Raw genomic sequence first — 15,215 nt, 5'->3', positions numbered from 1 at the left:
TTACAAATTTGTAAATATTGTTGACGGTGGGGGGCTGATCGGGCCGCCCTCAGCTTCCGACCGTCGCGTCGGCTCCGAAAAGCCAGCGACCCAACAACCATCCCGCGAGCGCGCCCGCCAGTTGCGCCGCCACGAACCCCGGGACATCGACCGGTGCGATGCCAGCAAAACTGTCAGAAAGGCTGCGCGCGACGGTAATGGCGGGATTGGCAAAGCTGGTCGACGAGGTGAACCAATAGGCGGCGGTGATATAGAGCGCCACCGCCGGCGCGATCCACCCGGGCCGGTGCCGCACCGTCCCCATGATCGTCAGGATCAGTCCGAAAGTCGCAACAAGCTCCCCCGTCCATTGCCCCGCTCCGGTGCGGGAATGCTGCGAAATTTGCATGATCGGCAGGTCGAACATCAGATGCGCCGACCACACACCCGCGACGCCGCCGGCGAGTTGCGCTCCGACAAAAAGCAGCGCGGTTCGAGGCGCGGTCGCACGATCGAGCATCCTCACCAGCGTGACGGCGGGATTGAAATGCGCTCCCGAAACGGGCCCGAGCGTCGCGATTAGCACGAACAATATCGCCCCAGTCGCGAGCGCATTGGCGAGCAAGGCAATCCCCATGTTCCCAGCCGACAGCGCCTCGGCCATTATTCCCGACCCGACCACGGTCGCGAACAGGAAGAAGCTGCCGACCGCTTCGGCCGCGACGGCGCGCCTCACGCCGCGCCTTCCATCCGGCCGATGTCGTTCAACGCGCCGCGCAGCGCCGCCGCGTCCATCGTTTCGAGCGGCAGCGCGAGCAGCGCGCGCACGCGCATGTCGAGCAGCCGCCAGGTCTCGGCAAAGGCGGCATCCTCGGCCGCTTCACCGCCCTCGACGTCGGCGGGATCGGCCAGCCCCCAATGCGCCCGCACCGGCGCGCCGATGAACAAGGGACAGACCTCGCCCGCGGCATTGCCGCACACGGTGATTGCGACGTCGATGCGCGGCGCGCTCGGCGCGGCGAATTCGTCCCAGCTCTTCGAGCGAAAGGCCGCCACGTCGAAGCCCTCTGCCGCGAGCAACCGCAGCGCTGCCGGATACGGCGCGCCCTTGGGTCGGCTGCCCGCGCTAAAAGCGCGAAGCCGTCCTGCGCCGCGCCGGCCGATCAGCGCCTCGCCCAAGATGCTCCGCGCCGAATTGCCAGTGCACAGCACGAGCACCGCCAGCCCTTCCCCCGCCATGGCGTCAGCAGCAGCCGCTGGCCGCAGGCGCTTTAGTCGCTGCGGGGACGCAGCAAGCGCCTTCGGCGGCAGCGGGCGACGCCAGCGGCGCGAAATCAGGGCTGTCGCCGTAGATGGTCGCCGCGCCATTGGTCAGAAAGGCTTCCCACACCACCCCGTCCGGGTCGGCGATCCAGCTCTTTTCGGATTTGGCGTAGCAGCAGGTCGTCGCGCCCTCTTCGAGCACCGGCGCGCCCGCGTCCTTCAGCCGCCCATAGACCACCGCCAGTTCGGCTTCGTCTTCAACCTGCAGCCCGACATGCTCGATCCCGCGATGCGCGCCATCGCGCACCGAGATCGCGAAATTGATCCGCGGATCGTCGAGCATCCACTTCGCATAATCGGGCTTGCTCACGCTCGGCGCCGCGCCGAACAGTCCCGAATAAAAGGCGATCGACTTGCCCAGATCGGCGACCCCGACATGCATGTGAAACCGGCTCATGCGCTTTTCCTTTCGTCTTGCGGCTGCACGTCGCGCGCGGGCGCGCAGACCGCCCCGCCGCCGCAGCAATTTTCGGTGAGAAAGCCGACGAGCGCGTTCATCGCGACATAATCGGCGGTGTAGATCAGCGAGCGCCCCGCGCGCCGCTGTCCGATCAGCCCGGCGTTCGACAGTTGCGCGAGGTGAAAGGAGAGCGACGACGCGGGCACCCCCAGCGCCTCGGCGATCGCGCCCGCCGCGAGCCCCTCGGGACCAGCCTGCACGAGCAGGCGAAACAGCGCGAGCCGATGCTCCTGCGCCAGCGCGCCGAGCGCGCGAACAACATTGTCCGATTCCATCCCGGCCTCCATGATTCGATAATCGTCGAAATATGGAAACGATCGATGGGCGTCAAGCTATATTTCGAACATCGTCGAAATGTTGGGATGCGGCCTAAACCGTCCCCTCCTCCTTCTCCGCCTGCTGCCGCGCCCACATATCGGCATAGAGCCCGCGCATGCGCAGCAATTGCTCGTGCGTCCCCGTCTCCGCCACCCGTCCCTTGTCGAGCACGATGATCCGGTCCGCCCCCGTCACCGTCGACAGGCGGTGCGCGATCACCAGCGTCGTGCGGCGTTCGGCGATGCGGTCGAGTGTGTCCTGGATCGCCGCCTCGGTGCGGCTGTCGAGCGCGCTGGTCGCTTCGTCGAGGATCAGCACGGGCGGGTTCTTGAGCAGCGTGCGCGCGATCGCGACGCGCTGTTTCTCGCCGCCCGACAGCTTCAGCCCGCGCTCGCCGACCTCGGTGTCATAACCCTGCGGCAGGATGCCGATGAAGGTGTCGATCGCCGCGCCCTCGGCCGCCGCCGTGATGTCGTCGGCGCTCGCATCCTCGCGGCCATAGGCGATGTTATAGCCGATGCTGTCGTTGAACAGCACCGTATCCTGCGGGACGATGCCGATCTCGGCGCGCAGGCTTTTCTGCGTGACCTTGGCGATATCCTGATCGTCGATGGTGATCCGCCCGCCCTGCGGGTCATAGAAACGGAAGAGCAGCCGCGCGATCGTCGACTTGCCCGCGCCCGACGGCCCGACGATCGCCAGCGTCTCGCCCGCGCCGACCGCGAAGCTGACGCCGTTCAATATCGTGCGGTCGGGTTCGTAACCGAACACCACATTCTCGAACGCCACCGCGCCGCCGTTCACCACCAGCGGCCAGGCGCCCTCGGCGTCGCGGACCTCGCTCGGCGTATCGATCAGGCGGAACATCGCCTCCATGTCGATCAGCCCCTGGCGGATAACCCGGTAAACCATGCCCAGCATGTCGAGCGGGCGGAACAGCTGCGCGAGCAAGGTGTTGACCAGCACCACGTCGCCGACCTGATATTGCCCCTTCGACCAGCCCCAGACGGTGTACGCCATCGCCCCCGCCATCGCGGCGTTGGTGACAAAACTCTGCCCGATGTTGAGCCAGGCGAGGCTGTTCTCGCTCTTCACCGCGGCCTTGGCATATTGGTCGGCGACGTCGCGATAGCGCGCCGCCTCGCGCTCCTCGGCGCCGAAATATTTGACCGTCTCGTAATTGAGCAGGCTGTCGACGCTGCGCCCGACGGTGAGGGTATCGAGGTCGTTCATCCGGACGCGCAGCGCGTTACGCCAGTCGGTCACCCGCCGCGTGAAGATGATGTAGACGATCACCATCAGCGCGGTCGCGCTGGCGAGACCAAAGCTGAACTTGGTCCAGAAGATGATCAGCACCGCGAGCAGCTCGACGATCGTCGGCGCGATGTTGAACAACAGGAAATAGAGCATCGTGTCGATGCTCTTGGTCCCACGCTCGATCACCTTGGTGACCTCGCCGGTGCGCCGCGCGAGGTGGAAGCGCAGGCTCAGCGCGTGGAGATGGGTGAAGGTCGCGATCGCCAGCTCGCGCGTCGCATCCTGCCCGACGCGTTCGAACACGACGTTGCGCATATTGTCGAACAACACCCCGGCAAAACGCGCCCCGGCATAAGCAAGCACCAGCCCAATCGCGAGCGCGACGCCCTGCTCCATCCCCGGCGCCATCTTGTCGATCGCGGCGCCATAGAGGAAGCCCATCGACAGCTGGACGCCCTTCGACGCGAGCACGATGAGCCCCGCGGCGATGATGCGGACCTTATGCTCGGTGTGCCCGGCGGGCCACAGATAGGGCAGGAAGCGCCGCAGCGTGTCCAGCACCGGCGGTTCCTTGGCCGCATCGGCGGAAGTTTGCGTATCGGGCGGCATCGGCGCCCCATGTAGGGTGGACGCCGCCCAACGCCAAGCGGGGTTGGTGACGACAGGCTGACTTATGCCTCCGCGCGCTGCGCCATGAATATCTCACGCGAAGGCGCAAAGGCGCGAAGAGGGCAGCGCACGCCACGGGCGCGGCGCGAGGATCGCGCGAAGCGCCTTTGAAAATGTCGCCTGCGGCGACGAGCCGACGCCAGCCGACCAGGCGCGACATCTTTGTGTCTTTGTGTGAGACCCTTTTTCTTTGCGCCTTTGCGCCTTTGCGTGAGATTTTCTTCTTCTACCGCGAATCGCGATATCCCGCCCGCCGCAGCAGGCGGTCGATCAGCCGCCGTTCCTCGCTGGTCGGGCCGGCAAGTTCGGGGGTTTCGATGGTGGTCAGCCGCCGGCCGAACAGCGGGCGGCGCGGCGTGACAATCGGGGAGAACCGCATGGGCGGGGCGCCTTTTACTGCGCGGCGTCGCACCCCCCGGTGCCGCATATGGTCTGGTCCCGCCGCCACCTTGCCGCGCCATGGTATCGGCCGCGTTGACGGAAAAGGTTAGCGCGCCCTTTCCCGTGAATCGCGGCCGCGGATCAGAGCTGGTGCTTGCCCGCCGCGCGCGCCGTCGCCGCCGCCGCGGGACGATGCTCCCAATGCCAGGCCTCGCTCGGCACGGTGCGGATGAAACCGAAGCGCGTCGCATGCTTCGCCAGCCAGTCATAGGTCGGGCTGCCGAGTCCCCCGGCGGTGTCGATGTCGAGCGCGATGCCGTGCTGGTGGTTCGACGACCCGGGCTTAGCGGCCTTGTTGAACCCCGGCCGTCCCGCGACATAGCCCTCATAGAGATATTTCTGGTTGGCATAGGTGCGAAAGCCCGAATTCAGCAGGATCGCGATGCCGTCCGCCGCCGCCGCCGCGACCATCTTCTGATAGGGCTCGACGATCGCCTCCGACAGATATTCGATCTCAAGCGTCCGGTCGACGATCTGGACCAGCGTGATCTGGCCCTGATAGGCGCCGCCCTTCCACGCCGCATTGGGTCCGAACTGCCCCGCTCCCGGCGCGGGAGCGATCTTGCCCAGCGTGACGTTGCGAAAACTGCCGCTGAAATTGCGCGTCGAGGTCCACCCCAGCGCCGCGCCGCCCGCCGCCGGCACGACCAGCGCGAAGACGATCTTCGACTGGCTCCCCGACGGTTCGATCTTGATCTGCTCGACCTTCACCTTGCTGTTCTTGGGGATCGTCTTGAACCCGCCGACCGCGGCGCCGGCGGGCAGCGCGTCGCCCGCCCGCCATGTTTCGAACTCGAACAGCGCGCCCGGCTTGCGCAACCGCGCATCGGGATCGGTCACGGTGAATATCGTATCAAGAAAGCTTTCGGAAATCGACACGACTCGCCTCCCCCACTTCTGAAAAATTACAGGGGAATAGTGACACGAAACCGGGATATCGCAAGTAACGGGCGAAAGTGATGAGCCGCGCTCGCCGCGCGGGTCGGAATTCGTCTTGACTTAGAGGCCGTTACTGCTTGCGTTCGGGAACGGTGAAGGTGCCGGTCACGCGCCCGCCCGCACCCGGGACGACATTGCCGTCGGGTCCGCGCGTCGCGCCGCGCCCATCGACCGTCGCGCGCCCCGAATTGAGGTCGATCACCAGCCGCCCGCCGTTCAGGCGGTTGCCGCGCTGGGTCAGCTGGACATTGCCGACCATCGTGATCAGCCGCTTGTCGAGGTCGTAGATCGCGACATTGCCTGTTGCGCGCTCGTCGCCCTTGGTCACCACGACGCCGCCGGTCGCGTCGAGCCGGTTGACGTCGGTGCCGCCCTGCCGCGAATAAGCGACGGTCATGCGCTGCGAGGTCACGGTCATGCCCGCCTGCGTCACCCGCACCCCACCCGACAGCACGACGCGGTCGGACCGGTCCTGCACCTCGATGCTGCCGGCGCTGAAATCGACGGGGGCGTTGCTGTTGTGGTTGGCGAGCGCCTGGGCCTGCGCGGCCGAGCCGCCGCTGCCGCCCGACAGGATCGCGAGGCTGGTCAGCGCGAAGCTCGCGCCCGCCAAGATCAGGCTGCGCAATCCCCCCAGGCGCGGCGTTGCGGTCATTTCAGCACTCCCTGATTGATCCTCAGCCGGGCATTGCCCGACAGGCGGACGACGCGCGTGTCGAGATCGGCCGACAGCGCGTTGGCCGAAAAATTGCCGATGTTCAATGTGCCATTGACCCCGCCGCGGCCCGTCAGGCTGCGCGACTTCAAATCGATCGCGACATTGCTCGCGTCGATCCGGTATCCGTCGGCGCTGCGCACGCGCACCGCGCCGGGCACCGCGACCTGTTCGGTGTCCATATTATATTGCCCTGCCGCCGCCGCGATCGTCGCAGGCCCGTCGGCGAGGTTGATCGCGCCCGACAATTGCTCCATCCGCACGATCGGTTCGGCCGAGCTTTTCTGGACCGCGCTGCCCGCGACGAGCGCGAAGGGCTGGCCCTTGGTGTCCTGCCCGCGATATTCGGCGCGGGTCACCTTCATCCGCTCCTGCGCCACCTCGACCTTGTCCTTGGCGAGCAGGAAGCTGACCTCGGTCCGCTGGGTGAAGGGCGAAAAAATCATCACCGCGGCGACGACGCCGATCACCAGCGGCAGGCCGAAGCGCAGGATGCGCACGACACGGTCGTGGCTCGACCCGCTGGTCGCCCACAACTGGCGCATCGTGCGATCATGATCGGCGCGGGCGGACATGCGAATCGCCCCCTCAGCTGTGCGCGAAAATATCGGCCTCGGGCCAACCCGCGAGGTCGAGCGCCGCGCGCGTCGGCAGGAAGTCGAAACAGGATTGCGCCAGTTCCATGCGTCCCTCGCGGACCAGCCGCGCGTCGAGGATCTCCTTCATCGCGTGGAGGAAGCGCACGTCGCTCGCGGCATAGTCGCGCTGCGCGTCGCTCAGCGTTGCGGCACCCCAGTCGCTCGACTGCTGCTGTTTCGACACCTCCTGGCCCAGCAATTCGCGGACCAGCTCCTTCAGCCCGTGGCGGTCGGTGTAGGTGCGGATCAGCCGCGAGGCGATCTTGGTGCAATAGACCGGCGCGGTCACGACGCCGAGCGCCTGCTGCAGCGCGGCGATGTCGAAACGCGCGAAATGGAACAATTTCAACCGGTTGGTATCGGTCAATATCGCCTTCAGCACCGGCGCGTCATAGGCGCTGCCGGGACCGAAGCGGACGAGATGCTCGTCGCCCGAACCGTCGCTGATCTGAACCAGGCACAGCCGGTCGCGCAGCGGGTTGAGCCCCATCGTCTCGGTATCGATCGCAACCGCACCTGGACCCAGCACGCCCTCGGGCAGATCCTCTTCATGGAAATAGACTGTCATGGCCTCGCCTTAGGCCAAGCCGCCTTGCGGCTCAATGACTGGTTTTGCCCGCGCCGCGGGCGCGCCGGGCGGGTGCGACGGACGCTGCCCGCATCGCGACGAAGCCCGCGAATTTTCTGTTCGCAGCGGCCGTTCATTTAGGTTATATATTGCGCCGTTAGCGGCACGGGGCGAGTCTGTGCCAAGGGTGAACTGCGTCTCCGTCCGGCGCAAGGAGCCGGTGGTAACGGAGCGTGGACGACCGAAAGCGACTATCAGACAATGAGTTTCAACAAAGACCGCCGTGGCCATCGGGGGCGCGGTAAGCGCGATGATTTCGGCAATTTCGACAGCTTCGAACCGGCGCCCTATGGCGGTGACAGCTATGGCGGCGGCGCGTCGCGCGGCGGCTTCGGCGATCGCAGTGGCGGCGGCGGGGACCGTGGGGGCGGTTTCGGCGGCGGTGATCGCGGCGGCTTCGGCGGCGGCGATCGTGGCGGCGGTGGTGGCTTCGGCGGCGGACGCGGCGGCGGCATGCCGGCGCAGGTCGTCGGCGAAGGCAATGGCACCGTCAAATTCTTCAACCCGTCGAAGGGCTTCGGCTTCGTCGCGCGCGACGACGGCGGCGAGGATGTGTTCGTGCACATCAGCGCGGTCGAACAGGCGGGCCTGCAGGGCCTGGCCTCGGGCCAGCCGCTCGGCTTCACCCTCGTCGAACGCAACGGCAAGGTGTCGGCGATCGACCTGAAGATCGAAGGCGAACCGATGCCGATCGAGGACAGCGCCCCGCGCCGCGACGATCGCGGTGACCGCGGCGGCTTCGGCGGCGACCGTCCCGCACCGGGCGGCGCCCGCGGCCGGCGTCAACTGACCGGCGAACGCACCTCGGGCACGGTGAAGTTCTTCAACACCACCAAGGGCTTCGGCTTTATCGCGCGTGACGACGGACAGGCCGATGCCTTCGTCCACATCAGCGCGGTGCAGCGCGCCGGCATGACCGGCCTCGAGGAAGGCGACCGCGTCGCTTTCGACATCGAAGTCGACGATCGCGGCAAGTTCGCCGCGGTGAACATCCAGCCGCACCAGGACTGATTACGGTCCGAACGGATAAGGAAAAGGGCGGCCGAGAGGCCGCCCTTTTTCGTTGGGGGCGTGGCGGCACATATCTTACGGCGCGAGCCCCCCATCTCCATTCGTGTCGAGCGAAGTCGAGACACCCTGCAGTAATGCATGCCTTCAGGGTGCCCCGACTTCGCCCGACACGAACGGATTAAAGCTGTGTCGGCTATCAAGCGTCGATAGTTGCCGCTCAATAGCCCGCGGTTGCCTCCAGGAACCACACCCGCTGCTCGGTCTCGTCGGCCCAGGCGTCGACCAGGCCGCTCGTCGCGATATCGCCGGCCTTTTCCGCCGCCGCCTTGACCTCCTTGATCTGCGCCAGCAGGGTCTTGTTGTCGGCGGCCAGCGTGCGGACCATCGTTTCGGCATCGACGCCCGCGGCATCGTCGTCGCGGATCAACTGGCGGCGGCCGACGTCGCCGATCGAACGCAAGGTCGCGGCGCCATTCTTGCGCACGCGCTCGGCGATCAGATCGGTGGTGGCGAGTATCTGCGTCGCCTGTTCGTCGAACAGCAGGTGCAATTCGCGAAAATGCGGCCCTTGGACGTGCCAGTGATAATTCTTCGTCTTGAGATAGAGCGCGAAACTGTCGGCGAGCAGCGCGTTAAGCGCATCGGCGACGGCGGGCTGATTATGGTCGGGCATGACACCCTCCTTTCCTGTTCCCGCAATATAGGGATCGGAAAGCACAGGGTCCCACGCAGCCTTTCACGCTGAATGATCGATAAAATCGATTACTGGCCGAGCATCCCGAACGCCGTCATCGCGCTGCGCAGCCCCCAGATCGCCAGAATGAGCGCCGCCGCCCAGCGCACGATCTTCGCGCCCAGCCGGTCGGCGAGCGCGGGTCCAAAAGCCAGGAAGGGCAGCATCGCGATCGTCCATCCGGCCAGCCCGCCCGCCGCGGCCCAATGCCCCGCGCCGCTCGTCGCCGCGAGCGCGCCGATCAGGAAATGGCTGCGGTCGCCGAACTGGATCAACAGCATCCGCGCCGCGAGCAGCGGTACCGGCGCGGTCAGCACGCGATCGTCGGCGAGCGTCCGCCGCCCGCGCCACGCGAGCGCCACCGCCGCCGACAGCAGCGCGAAGGCGACGAGCAGCGCGACGATGCCTTGCCCGATCATCCGGTTGGCGATCGATCCGGCGACCGCCGCGATCACCGCATTGACGACGAACACGCCGACCGCGATCCCGAACACCAGCCGCCGGTCGTCGCGCGCGGCGAGCAGGCGCGACAGGAAAACTCCCGTCCGTCCGTCGGCGTTGGCCAGCGCCACCGCGACGAGCGCCAGCATGATCGCATCCATGAAATTCGGTCCCGAAGCGTTGGAATCAGTGCCCGAGGCGCATCGCGACCGACGCCAGCCAGGCTTCCTGCGCGGCGGGCGCCATCGGCCCGCGCGGTACGCTCGCGGCGTCGCTCATCGCGTCGAGATAGGTCAGGATCGCGGCGCGATAGCCGCCCGCGGCGACCGCCGATTCGAGCCGGCTCGCCAGCGTCTCGACCGCAGCAAAGCCATGATCCCGCGCCAGGCAACGGATGTCGTCGACCCCCTGGACGATCTGGGTCAGCGCGCAATGCGGCAGCGCCTCGGCGAGCGCGCCGATCTGCCCGGTGATCCGGCGCTGGATATCGTGGCTCGGGTCGTTGTGATGCAACATCTGACACCCCCTGGTCCTCAAGGGTGTGACGATGCGCTCATTTGGTTAATGGACGGTTAGCGATGGCCGGCGGGGCCATCCTGCCCCTGCTTGCAGCGATACATGTCGCGGTCGGCCGCCGCGAGGATGTCCGATTCAGTCATGTCGGGCTGGAGCATCGCGACCCCGAAGCACGCCGACAGCGCGATCTCGCGCCCGTCATAGACGGCGGGGGCCGCCATCAGCATATCGCACAGCCGCGTCACCTGCGCCCGCGCGCCTTCCTCGGTCGACTGGTCGAGAATCAGCCCGAACTCGTCGCCGCCGATGCGCGCCGCGACATCGGTCGCGCGGATCGAGGACAGCAACCGATCGGCAATCTGGATCAGCGCGAAATCGCCCGCGGCATGGCCGAAGCTGTCGTTGATGAATTTGAGCTGGTTGACGTCGGCGAAGACCACCGCGGCGGTCTCGGCATGGCGTTCGAAGCGCGCGATGCGCTGGTGGATCGCGGTCAGGAAATAGCGGCGGTTGAACAAGGGGGTCAGCGTGTCGCGTTCCGACACGCGCTCGAGTTCGGCGACCGCGATCTTGAGGACGCGATTTTCGCGGCGCAACGCGTCGCGTTCGCGCCGAACGTCGCGCAACTGGTCCTCGATGGAGTCGACGGGTACGGCGGTCAGGTGATCGACCGCGATCCGTGCCCCCCCTATGCTGTCCATCCCAAACGTCCCCGAAGCGAACCCGTGCCGCCGGCCGGATGCCGACAGTCTCTCGTGACGGGCGATCCTAGAACGGACTTGATACCAATCGGTAAACGGAGCCCGCGATTTGATGGCGTTGCCCGCATCATTTCGACCCGCTAGGGGAGGGGCGCGGCGATGACTCGCCCGGGCAGGGAGACAGAGGGATGGGCGACACGGCGCCAAGCGTTGGCGTGATCATGGGCAGCCAGTCGGACTGGCCGACGATGGCGCACGCCGTCCACATCCTCGAAACCTTCGGCATCGCCCACGAGGTCCAGATCGTCTCGGCCCACCGCACCCCCGACCGCCTTGTTTCCTATGCCAAAAGCGCCGCGACGCGCGGGCTGAAAGCGATCATCGCGGGCGCCGGCGGCGCCGCGCACCTGCCCGGCATGGTCGCGTCGATGACGCGCGTGCCGGTGCTCGGCGTCCCCGTCCAGTCGGCGGCCTTGAACGGCGTCGACAGCCTCTATTCGATCGTCCAGATGCCCGGCGGCATTCCGGTCGCGACCTTCGCGATCGGCAAGGCCGGGGCGACCAACGCCGGGCTGTTCGCCGCCGCGCTGCTCGCGAACACCGATGCCGGCCTCGCGGCAAAGCTCGACGCCTGGCGTGCCGCGCAGTCCGAAGGCGTCGCCCCGATCCCTGTGCGCGAGGGCTGAGCGCTTGCTGCCACCCGGTTCGACCATCGGCATATTGGGCGGCGGCCAGCTCGGCCGCATGCTCGCCGTCGCCGCCGCGCAGCTCGGCTACAAGACGCATATCTATGCCCCCGACGCCGAAAGCGTCGCCGCACAGGTCGCGGCGCAGCACACGCAAGCCGCGTGGGACGACGAATCGCGCCTCGCCGCCTTCGCGGCGCATTGCGACGTCGTCACCTTCGAATTCGAAAATGTCCCGGTCGACACGCTGCGGTTCCTGTCGGGCCATGTCGCGGTGCGCGCCGGCGCCGACGCGCTCGAAATCGCGCAGGACCGGCTGATCGAGAAAAACTTCGTCGCGGGCCTTGGCGGCCGCCCCGCCCCCTTCGCGGCGGCCCCCGACCGCGCCGCGCTCGATACCGCGGTCGCCGCGATCGGCACCCCCGCGATCCTCAAGACCGTGCGCATGGGCTATGACGGCAAGGGTCAGGCGCGCCTCGCCACCCCCGAAGACGCCGACGCCGCGTGGGACGCGATCGACCGTCACGCCGCGGTGCTCGAAGGCTTCGTCGCCTTCGACCATGAATTTTCGGTGCTGATGGTGCGCGGCATCGATGGCGAAACACGCTTCTGGGACAGCCCGGTCAATGTCCATGAGGACGGCATCCTCGCCACCTCGACCGTGCCGCCGCCACCGATCGTCCTCGACCAGCAGGCCGAAGCCCGCGACCTGATGGCGGCGATCGCCGCCGAACTCGATTATGTCGGGGTCCTCACCGGCGAGTTTTTCGCGACCGACAAGGGCCCGGTCTTCAACGAGATGGCGCCGCGCGTCCACAACAGCGGCCATTGGACCATCGAGGGCGCGGTGACGAGCCAGTTCGAAAACCACATCCGCGCGATCGCCGGGCTGCCGCTCGGCGACACCGCCAGCCCGCGGCTGCCCGTCGTCATGCGCAATCTGATCGGCGCCGGCATAAACGACGCGCCCGCCTTGCTCGCCGAACCCGGCTGCCACCTCCACCATTATGGCAAGGCCGAAGTCCGCGCCGGGCGCAAGCTCGGCCACGCGACCTGGGTCGGCACGGAACCCGCATGAACCACCCCGAAATCACCCTGATCGTCGCGCGCGCGACGAACGGCGTCATCGGCGCCGATGGCAAGATGCCCTGGCACCTGCCCGCCGATCTCCGCCGCTTCAAGCAGCTCACCATGGGCCGCCCGATGATCATGGGGCGCAAGACCTTCGACAGCCTGCCCGCGATTCTCGAGGGCCGCCGCCACATCGTCCTCACCCGCGACCCCGACTGGCAGGAGGACGGCGCCGAACCCGTCGCATCGGTCGAGGCGGCGCTGCGCAGCGCCAACGCGCCGCAGGTGATGGTGATCGGCGGCGCCGAAATCCATGCGATGTTCCTGCCCCTCGCCGACCGCATCGAGCTCACCGAAGTCGCGCTCGAACCGTCGGGCGACGCGAGCATCCCCTATCCCGACCCCGCCGACTGGCACGAAGCGGCGCGCGAAAATCATCCCGCCGACGACGCGGGCCGCCCCGCCTATAGTTTCGTCACCTTCACGAGGAAGCGCTGATGCGTCGCTGGCTTACCGGCCTATTGCTCGTCGTCGCGCTCGCCGCGCTCGCTTTCTTCGCCCTCGCCCCCGGCATTCTCGAGCGCGGCATGAACAAGATCGACGGCAAACCGCTGCCAGTCGTCAGCGAACGCGCCAAGACGCTGCACCAGACGCTGACGATCGTCGACCTGCACAGCGACACCTTGCTGTGGAAACGCAGCATCCTCGACCGCGCGGATCGTGGCCATATGGATTTTCCTCGGCTCGAAGAGGGCAATGTCGCGCTGCAGGTCCTGGCGAGCACCACCAAATCGCCCAAGGGCCAGAATTACGACGCCAATGGCGCCGACACCGACAATATCACCGGCCTCGTCATCGCGCAGCTCCAGCCGGTGCGGACGTGGAATTCGCTGCTCGAGCGCTCGCTCTGGCATTCGGAAAAGCTGAAACGCGCGCTGGCCGAGCAACAGGAGGCGATCGGCAATCGCCCGCCATGGTATCTCGTGACCGCGCCCGGCGGCCTCGACGGGCTGAACAAGGAGGTGATCCCCGACCATCCGACCGGCCGGGGCGTCATGCTCAGCGTCGAGGGGCTGCATGTCCTCGAAGGCGACATCGCCAATCTCGACAAGCTCTACGCCGCGGGTTTCCGCATGGCGGGGCTCACCCATTTCTTCGACAACGACCTCGCGGGGTCGATGCACGGGCTCAAGAAGGGCGGGCTGACCGCGTTCGGGCGCCGGGTCGTCACGGCGATGGAAGCCAAGGGCATGATCGTCGATGTCGCGCATTGCAGCAAGGCGTGCGTCGCCGACATCCTCAAAATGGCGCGCCGCCCGGTCGTCTCCAGCCATGGCGGGGTGCAGGCGACGTGCCAGGTCAACCGCAATCTCGACGACGCGCAGATCCGCGGCGTCGCGGCGACCGGCGGGCTGATCGGCATCGGCTATTGGGACGCCGCCGTCTGCGACACCTCGCCCGCGAGCATCGCGAAGGCGATGAAGCATGTCCGCGACCTCGTCGGCATCCAATATGTCGCGCTCGGCAGCGACTATGACGGCGCGACCACCGTCCGCTTCGACACCTCGCACCTCGTCCAGGTGACGCAGGCGCTGATCGACGCGGGCTTCACCGACGACGAAATTCGCGCCGCGATGGGCGGCAACGCGATCCGCGTACTCAGCGCGGGACTCGTCCCGCTCACCCCGCCCGCGCTATGATCCGCCTCGACGGCCACCAGCGGATCGAGGGCGATTTGCGCGGCGGCGTCATCGCGCTCGGCAATTTCGACGGCTTCCACGCCGGGCATCAGGCGGTCGTCGGCCGCGCCGTCCGCCATGCGCAGGACGAGGGCCGCCCGGCGATCGTCGCGACCTTCGACCCGCATCCGGTGCGCTTCTTCAAACCCGACGCCGCTCCCTTCCGCCTCACCGCGCTCGATCAGCGGCAGGAATTGTTCGCCGAGGCGGGCGCCGAGGCGATGCTCGTGCTGCCCTTCGACGCCGCGCTCGCGGGCACGACGGCGGAGGATTTCATCACCGAGCTCTTACTCGACCGCTATGGCGCCAAGGGCGTGGTCACCGGCGCCGACTTCGTCTTCGGCAAGGGCCGCGGCGGCGATGTCGTGACGCTTGCCGACCACGCCCGCCGCCTTGGCTTCTTCACCGAAATGGTCTCGCCGGTCGACGACGCCGACGAGGTCATCTCGTCGAGCCGTATCCGCGACGCGCTGCACGCGGGCGATTGCGCCACCGCCGCGCGCCTGCTCACCCGGCCGTTCATAGTGCGCGGAATCGTCCAGCACGGCGACAAGAACGGCCGCCTGCTTGGCTTCCCGACCGCCAATATCGACATGGGGTCTTATCTCCGCCCGCGCTACGGCATCTACGCCGTCACCGGGCGGCTGCCCGACGGCCGCGTGCTGAAAGGCGCCGCGAACCTCGGCATCCGCCCCAGCTTCGACCCGCCGAAGGAGCTGCTCGAACCGCATTTCTTCGATTTCGCCGAAGACCTGTACGGCCAGGAAATCGACGTCGCCTTCCACGCCTTCCTCCGTCCGGAAGCGAAATTCGACGGCATGGACGCGCTGATGGCGCAGATCGCGGCGGATTGCGACGCGGCGCGGGACCTGCTCGCGCACCTCTAAGGCAGACAATGCGCGCAGAGACGCAGAGGACGCAGAGAAAAACGGTTCAAGCGAAGCCGCGAA

The 15,215-nt window shown here is 67.2% G+C and carries 20 protein-coding genes; 6 read left to right on the top strand and 14 right to left on the bottom strand.

What is annotated here, in order from left to right:
* Positions 1 to 49 precede the first annotated feature (49 nt).
* The 10 genes from AC07U1_RS06965 to AC07U1_RS06920 all read right to left on the bottom strand — a co-directional run bounded on the left by AC07U1_RS06965 (position 50) and on the right by AC07U1_RS06920 (position 7,307).
* Positions 50 to 715, bottom strand: coding sequence for an aquaporin (locus AC07U1_RS06965; protein ID WP_495177032.1), 666 nt, complete (start codon positions 713 to 715; stop codon positions 50 to 52).
* Positions 712 to 1,218 (bottom strand): arsenate reductase ArsC, encoded by a 507-nt coding sequence (locus AC07U1_RS06960; RefSeq protein ID WP_495177033.1) that lies wholly within the window; start codon positions 1,216 to 1,218, stop codon positions 712 to 714. Before AC07U1_RS06960 ends, AC07U1_RS06965 begins: the two co-directional genes overlap by 4 nt.
* Before the next feature lie 4 nt (positions 1,219 to 1,222).
* Positions 1,223 to 1,699 carry an ArsI/CadI family heavy metal resistance metalloenzyme gene (locus AC07U1_RS06955; RefSeq protein WP_495177034.1) on the bottom strand — a complete coding sequence of 159 codons (477 nt, stop codon included), beginning with the start codon at positions 1,697 to 1,699 and terminating at the stop codon, positions 1,223 to 1,225.
* A complete protein-coding gene (locus tag AC07U1_RS06950) occupies positions 1,696 to 2,037 on the bottom strand; it encodes an ArsR/SmtB family transcription factor (protein ID WP_495177035.1) in 342 nt (113 codons plus the stop codon). The genes AC07U1_RS06955 and AC07U1_RS06950 overlap by 4 nt, the downstream gene beginning before the upstream one ends.
* 94 nt (positions 2,038 to 2,131) lie before the next feature.
* The gene (locus tag AC07U1_RS06945) at positions 2,132 to 3,946 is read right to left on the bottom strand and encodes an ABCB family ABC transporter ATP-binding protein/permease (protein ID WP_495177036.1); all 1,815 of its coding nucleotides are present in this window, start codon (positions 3,944 to 3,946) and stop codon (positions 2,132 to 2,134) included.
* Positions 3,947 to 4,232: 286 nt separating this feature from the next.
* Positions 4,233 to 4,385, bottom strand: a complete 153-nt coding sequence (locus AC07U1_RS06940) for a hypothetical protein (protein WP_187139628.1) — start codon at positions 4,383 to 4,385, stop codon at positions 4,233 to 4,235.
* Between the two features lie 143 nt (positions 4,386 to 4,528).
* Positions 4,529 to 5,326, bottom strand: a complete 798-nt coding sequence (locus AC07U1_RS06935) for a M15 family metallopeptidase (protein ID WP_495177037.1) — start codon at positions 5,324 to 5,326, stop codon at positions 4,529 to 4,531.
* Positions 5,327 to 5,456: 130 nt separating this feature from the next.
* Entirely contained in the window at positions 5,457 to 6,041 is a 585-nt protein-coding gene (locus tag AC07U1_RS06930; protein WP_495177038.1) for an LptA/OstA family protein, read from the bottom strand.
* Entirely contained in the window at positions 6,038 to 6,676 is a 639-nt protein-coding gene (lptC, locus tag AC07U1_RS06925; RefSeq protein WP_056342527.1) for an LPS export ABC transporter periplasmic protein LptC, read from the bottom strand. Before lptC ends, AC07U1_RS06930 begins: the two co-directional genes overlap by 4 nt.
* 13 nt (positions 6,677 to 6,689) lie before the next feature.
* Positions 6,690 to 7,307 carry a ribonuclease D gene (locus tag AC07U1_RS06920; RefSeq protein ID WP_056342525.1) on the bottom strand — a complete coding sequence of 206 codons (618 nt, stop codon included), beginning with the start codon at positions 7,305 to 7,307 and terminating at the stop codon, positions 6,690 to 6,692.
* Positions 7,308 to 7,568: 261 nt separating this feature from the next.
* Here AC07U1_RS06920 and AC07U1_RS06915 point away from each other — a divergent pair, with 261 nt between their 5' ends.
* Positions 7,569 to 8,378, top strand: a complete 810-nt coding sequence (locus AC07U1_RS06915; protein WP_056342523.1) for a cold-shock protein — start codon at positions 7,569 to 7,571, stop codon at positions 8,376 to 8,378.
* Positions 8,379 to 8,595: 217 nt separating this feature from the next.
* Here the strand turns inward: AC07U1_RS06915 and AC07U1_RS06910 are convergent, their stop codons facing one another.
* The 4 genes from AC07U1_RS06910 to AC07U1_RS06895 form a co-directional block, all read right to left on the bottom strand.
* Complete coding sequence (locus AC07U1_RS06910; RefSeq protein ID WP_495177039.1) at positions 8,596 to 9,051, bottom strand: Dps family protein; 456 nt, start codon at positions 9,049 to 9,051, stop codon at positions 8,596 to 8,598.
* Between the two features lie 89 nt (positions 9,052 to 9,140).
* The gene (locus AC07U1_RS06905) at positions 9,141 to 9,713 is read right to left on the bottom strand and encodes a hypothetical protein (RefSeq protein WP_495177040.1); all 573 of its coding nucleotides are present in this window, start codon (positions 9,711 to 9,713) and stop codon (positions 9,141 to 9,143) included.
* Between the two features lie 25 nt (positions 9,714 to 9,738).
* Entirely contained in the window at positions 9,739 to 10,068 is a 330-nt protein-coding gene (locus AC07U1_RS06900) for a hypothetical protein (RefSeq protein WP_056342514.1), read from the bottom strand.
* A gap of 56 nt (positions 10,069 to 10,124) precedes the next feature.
* Positions 10,125 to 10,769, bottom strand: coding sequence for a GGDEF domain-containing protein (locus tag AC07U1_RS06895; RefSeq protein ID WP_056342511.1), 645 nt, complete (start codon positions 10,767 to 10,769; stop codon positions 10,125 to 10,127).
* A gap of 188 nt (positions 10,770 to 10,957) precedes the next feature.
* Here AC07U1_RS06895 and purE point away from each other — a divergent pair, with 188 nt between their 5' ends.
* The 5 genes from purE to AC07U1_RS06870 are packed head-to-tail and all read left to right on the top strand — an operon-like array spanning position 10,958 to position 15,152.
* Positions 10,958 to 11,455, top strand: a complete 498-nt coding sequence (gene purE / locus AC07U1_RS06890) for a 5-(carboxyamino)imidazole ribonucleotide mutase (protein ID WP_492737672.1) — start codon at positions 10,958 to 10,960, stop codon at positions 11,453 to 11,455.
* Positions 11,456 to 11,459: 4 nt separating this feature from the next.
* A complete protein-coding gene (locus AC07U1_RS06885) occupies positions 11,460 to 12,533 on the top strand; it encodes a 5-(carboxyamino)imidazole ribonucleotide synthase (RefSeq protein WP_495177041.1) in 1,074 nt (357 codons plus the stop codon).
* Entirely contained in the window at positions 12,530 to 13,024 is a 495-nt protein-coding gene (locus tag AC07U1_RS06880; RefSeq protein WP_492737676.1) for a dihydrofolate reductase, read from the top strand. Before AC07U1_RS06885 ends, AC07U1_RS06880 begins: the two co-directional genes overlap by 4 nt.
* Entirely contained in the window at positions 13,024 to 14,226 is a 1,203-nt protein-coding gene (locus AC07U1_RS06875) for a dipeptidase (protein WP_492737677.1), read from the top strand. Before AC07U1_RS06880 ends, AC07U1_RS06875 begins: the two co-directional genes overlap by 1 nt.
* Positions 14,223 to 15,152: a bifunctional riboflavin kinase/FAD synthetase gene (locus tag AC07U1_RS06870; RefSeq protein WP_495177042.1), complete on the top strand. Its 930-nt coding sequence runs from the start codon at positions 14,223 to 14,225 to the stop codon at positions 15,150 to 15,152. The genes AC07U1_RS06875 and AC07U1_RS06870 overlap by 4 nt, the downstream gene beginning before the upstream one ends.
* Positions 15,153 to 15,215: the final 63 nt, after the last annotated feature.

Source organism: Sphingopyxis sp. GW821-FHT02C12 (genome assembly GCF_059421785.1).
Note: the sequence above shows the minus strand (reverse complement) of the source record. Positions and strands in the feature narration are given on the sequence as shown.

Excerpts from the sequence above, each read along its gene's own strand:
- AC07U1_RS06960 (WP_495177033.1), bottom strand. The coding sequence starts at position 1,218 with ATGGCGGGGGAAGGGCTGGCGGTGCTCGTGCTGTGCACTGGCAATTCG.
- AC07U1_RS06955 (WP_495177034.1), bottom strand. The coding sequence starts at position 1,699 with ATGAGCCGGTTTCACATGCATGTCGGGGTCGCCGATCTGGGCAAGTCG.
- AC07U1_RS06950 (WP_495177035.1), bottom strand. The coding sequence starts at position 2,037 with ATGGAATCGGACAATGTTGTTCGCGCGCTCGGCGCGCTGGCGCAGGAG.
- AC07U1_RS06945 (WP_495177036.1), bottom strand. The coding sequence starts at position 3,946 with ATGCCGCCCGATACGCAAACTTCCGCCGATGCGGCCAAGGAACCGCCG.
- AC07U1_RS06940 (WP_187139628.1), bottom strand. The coding sequence starts at position 4,385 with ATGCGGTTCTCCCCGATTGTCACGCCGCGCCGCCCGCTGTTCGGCCGG.
- AC07U1_RS06930 (WP_495177038.1), bottom strand. The coding sequence starts at position 6,041 with ATGACCGCAACGCCGCGCCTGGGGGGATTGCGCAGCCTGATCTTGGCG.
- lptC (WP_056342527.1), bottom strand. The coding sequence starts at position 6,676 with ATGTCCGCCCGCGCCGATCATGATCGCACGATGCGCCAGTTGTGGGCG.
- AC07U1_RS06920 (WP_056342525.1), bottom strand. The coding sequence starts at position 7,307 with ATGACAGTCTATTTCCATGAAGAGGATCTGCCCGAGGGCGTGCTGGGT.
- AC07U1_RS06915 (WP_056342523.1), top strand. The coding sequence starts at position 7,569 with ATGAGTTTCAACAAAGACCGCCGTGGCCATCGGGGGCGCGGTAAGCGC.
- AC07U1_RS06910 (WP_495177039.1), bottom strand. The coding sequence starts at position 9,051 with ATGCCCGACCATAATCAGCCCGCCGTCGCCGATGCGCTTAACGCGCTG.
- AC07U1_RS06905 (WP_495177040.1), bottom strand. The coding sequence starts at position 9,713 with ATGGATGCGATCATGCTGGCGCTCGTCGCGGTGGCGCTGGCCAACGCC.
- AC07U1_RS06900 (WP_056342514.1), bottom strand. The coding sequence starts at position 10,068 with ATGTTGCATCACAACGACCCGAGCCACGATATCCAGCGCCGGATCACC.
- AC07U1_RS06895 (WP_056342511.1), bottom strand. The coding sequence starts at position 10,769 with ATGGACAGCATAGGGGGGGCACGGATCGCGGTCGATCACCTGACCGCC.
- purE (WP_492737672.1), top strand. The coding sequence starts at position 10,958 with ATGGGCGACACGGCGCCAAGCGTTGGCGTGATCATGGGCAGCCAGTCG.
- AC07U1_RS06880 (WP_492737676.1), top strand. The coding sequence starts at position 12,530 with ATGAACCACCCCGAAATCACCCTGATCGTCGCGCGCGCGACGAACGGC.
- AC07U1_RS06875 (WP_492737677.1), top strand. The coding sequence starts at position 13,024 with ATGCGTCGCTGGCTTACCGGCCTATTGCTCGTCGTCGCGCTCGCCGCG.
- AC07U1_RS06870 (WP_495177042.1), top strand. The coding sequence starts at position 14,223 with ATGATCCGCCTCGACGGCCACCAGCGGATCGAGGGCGATTTGCGCGGC.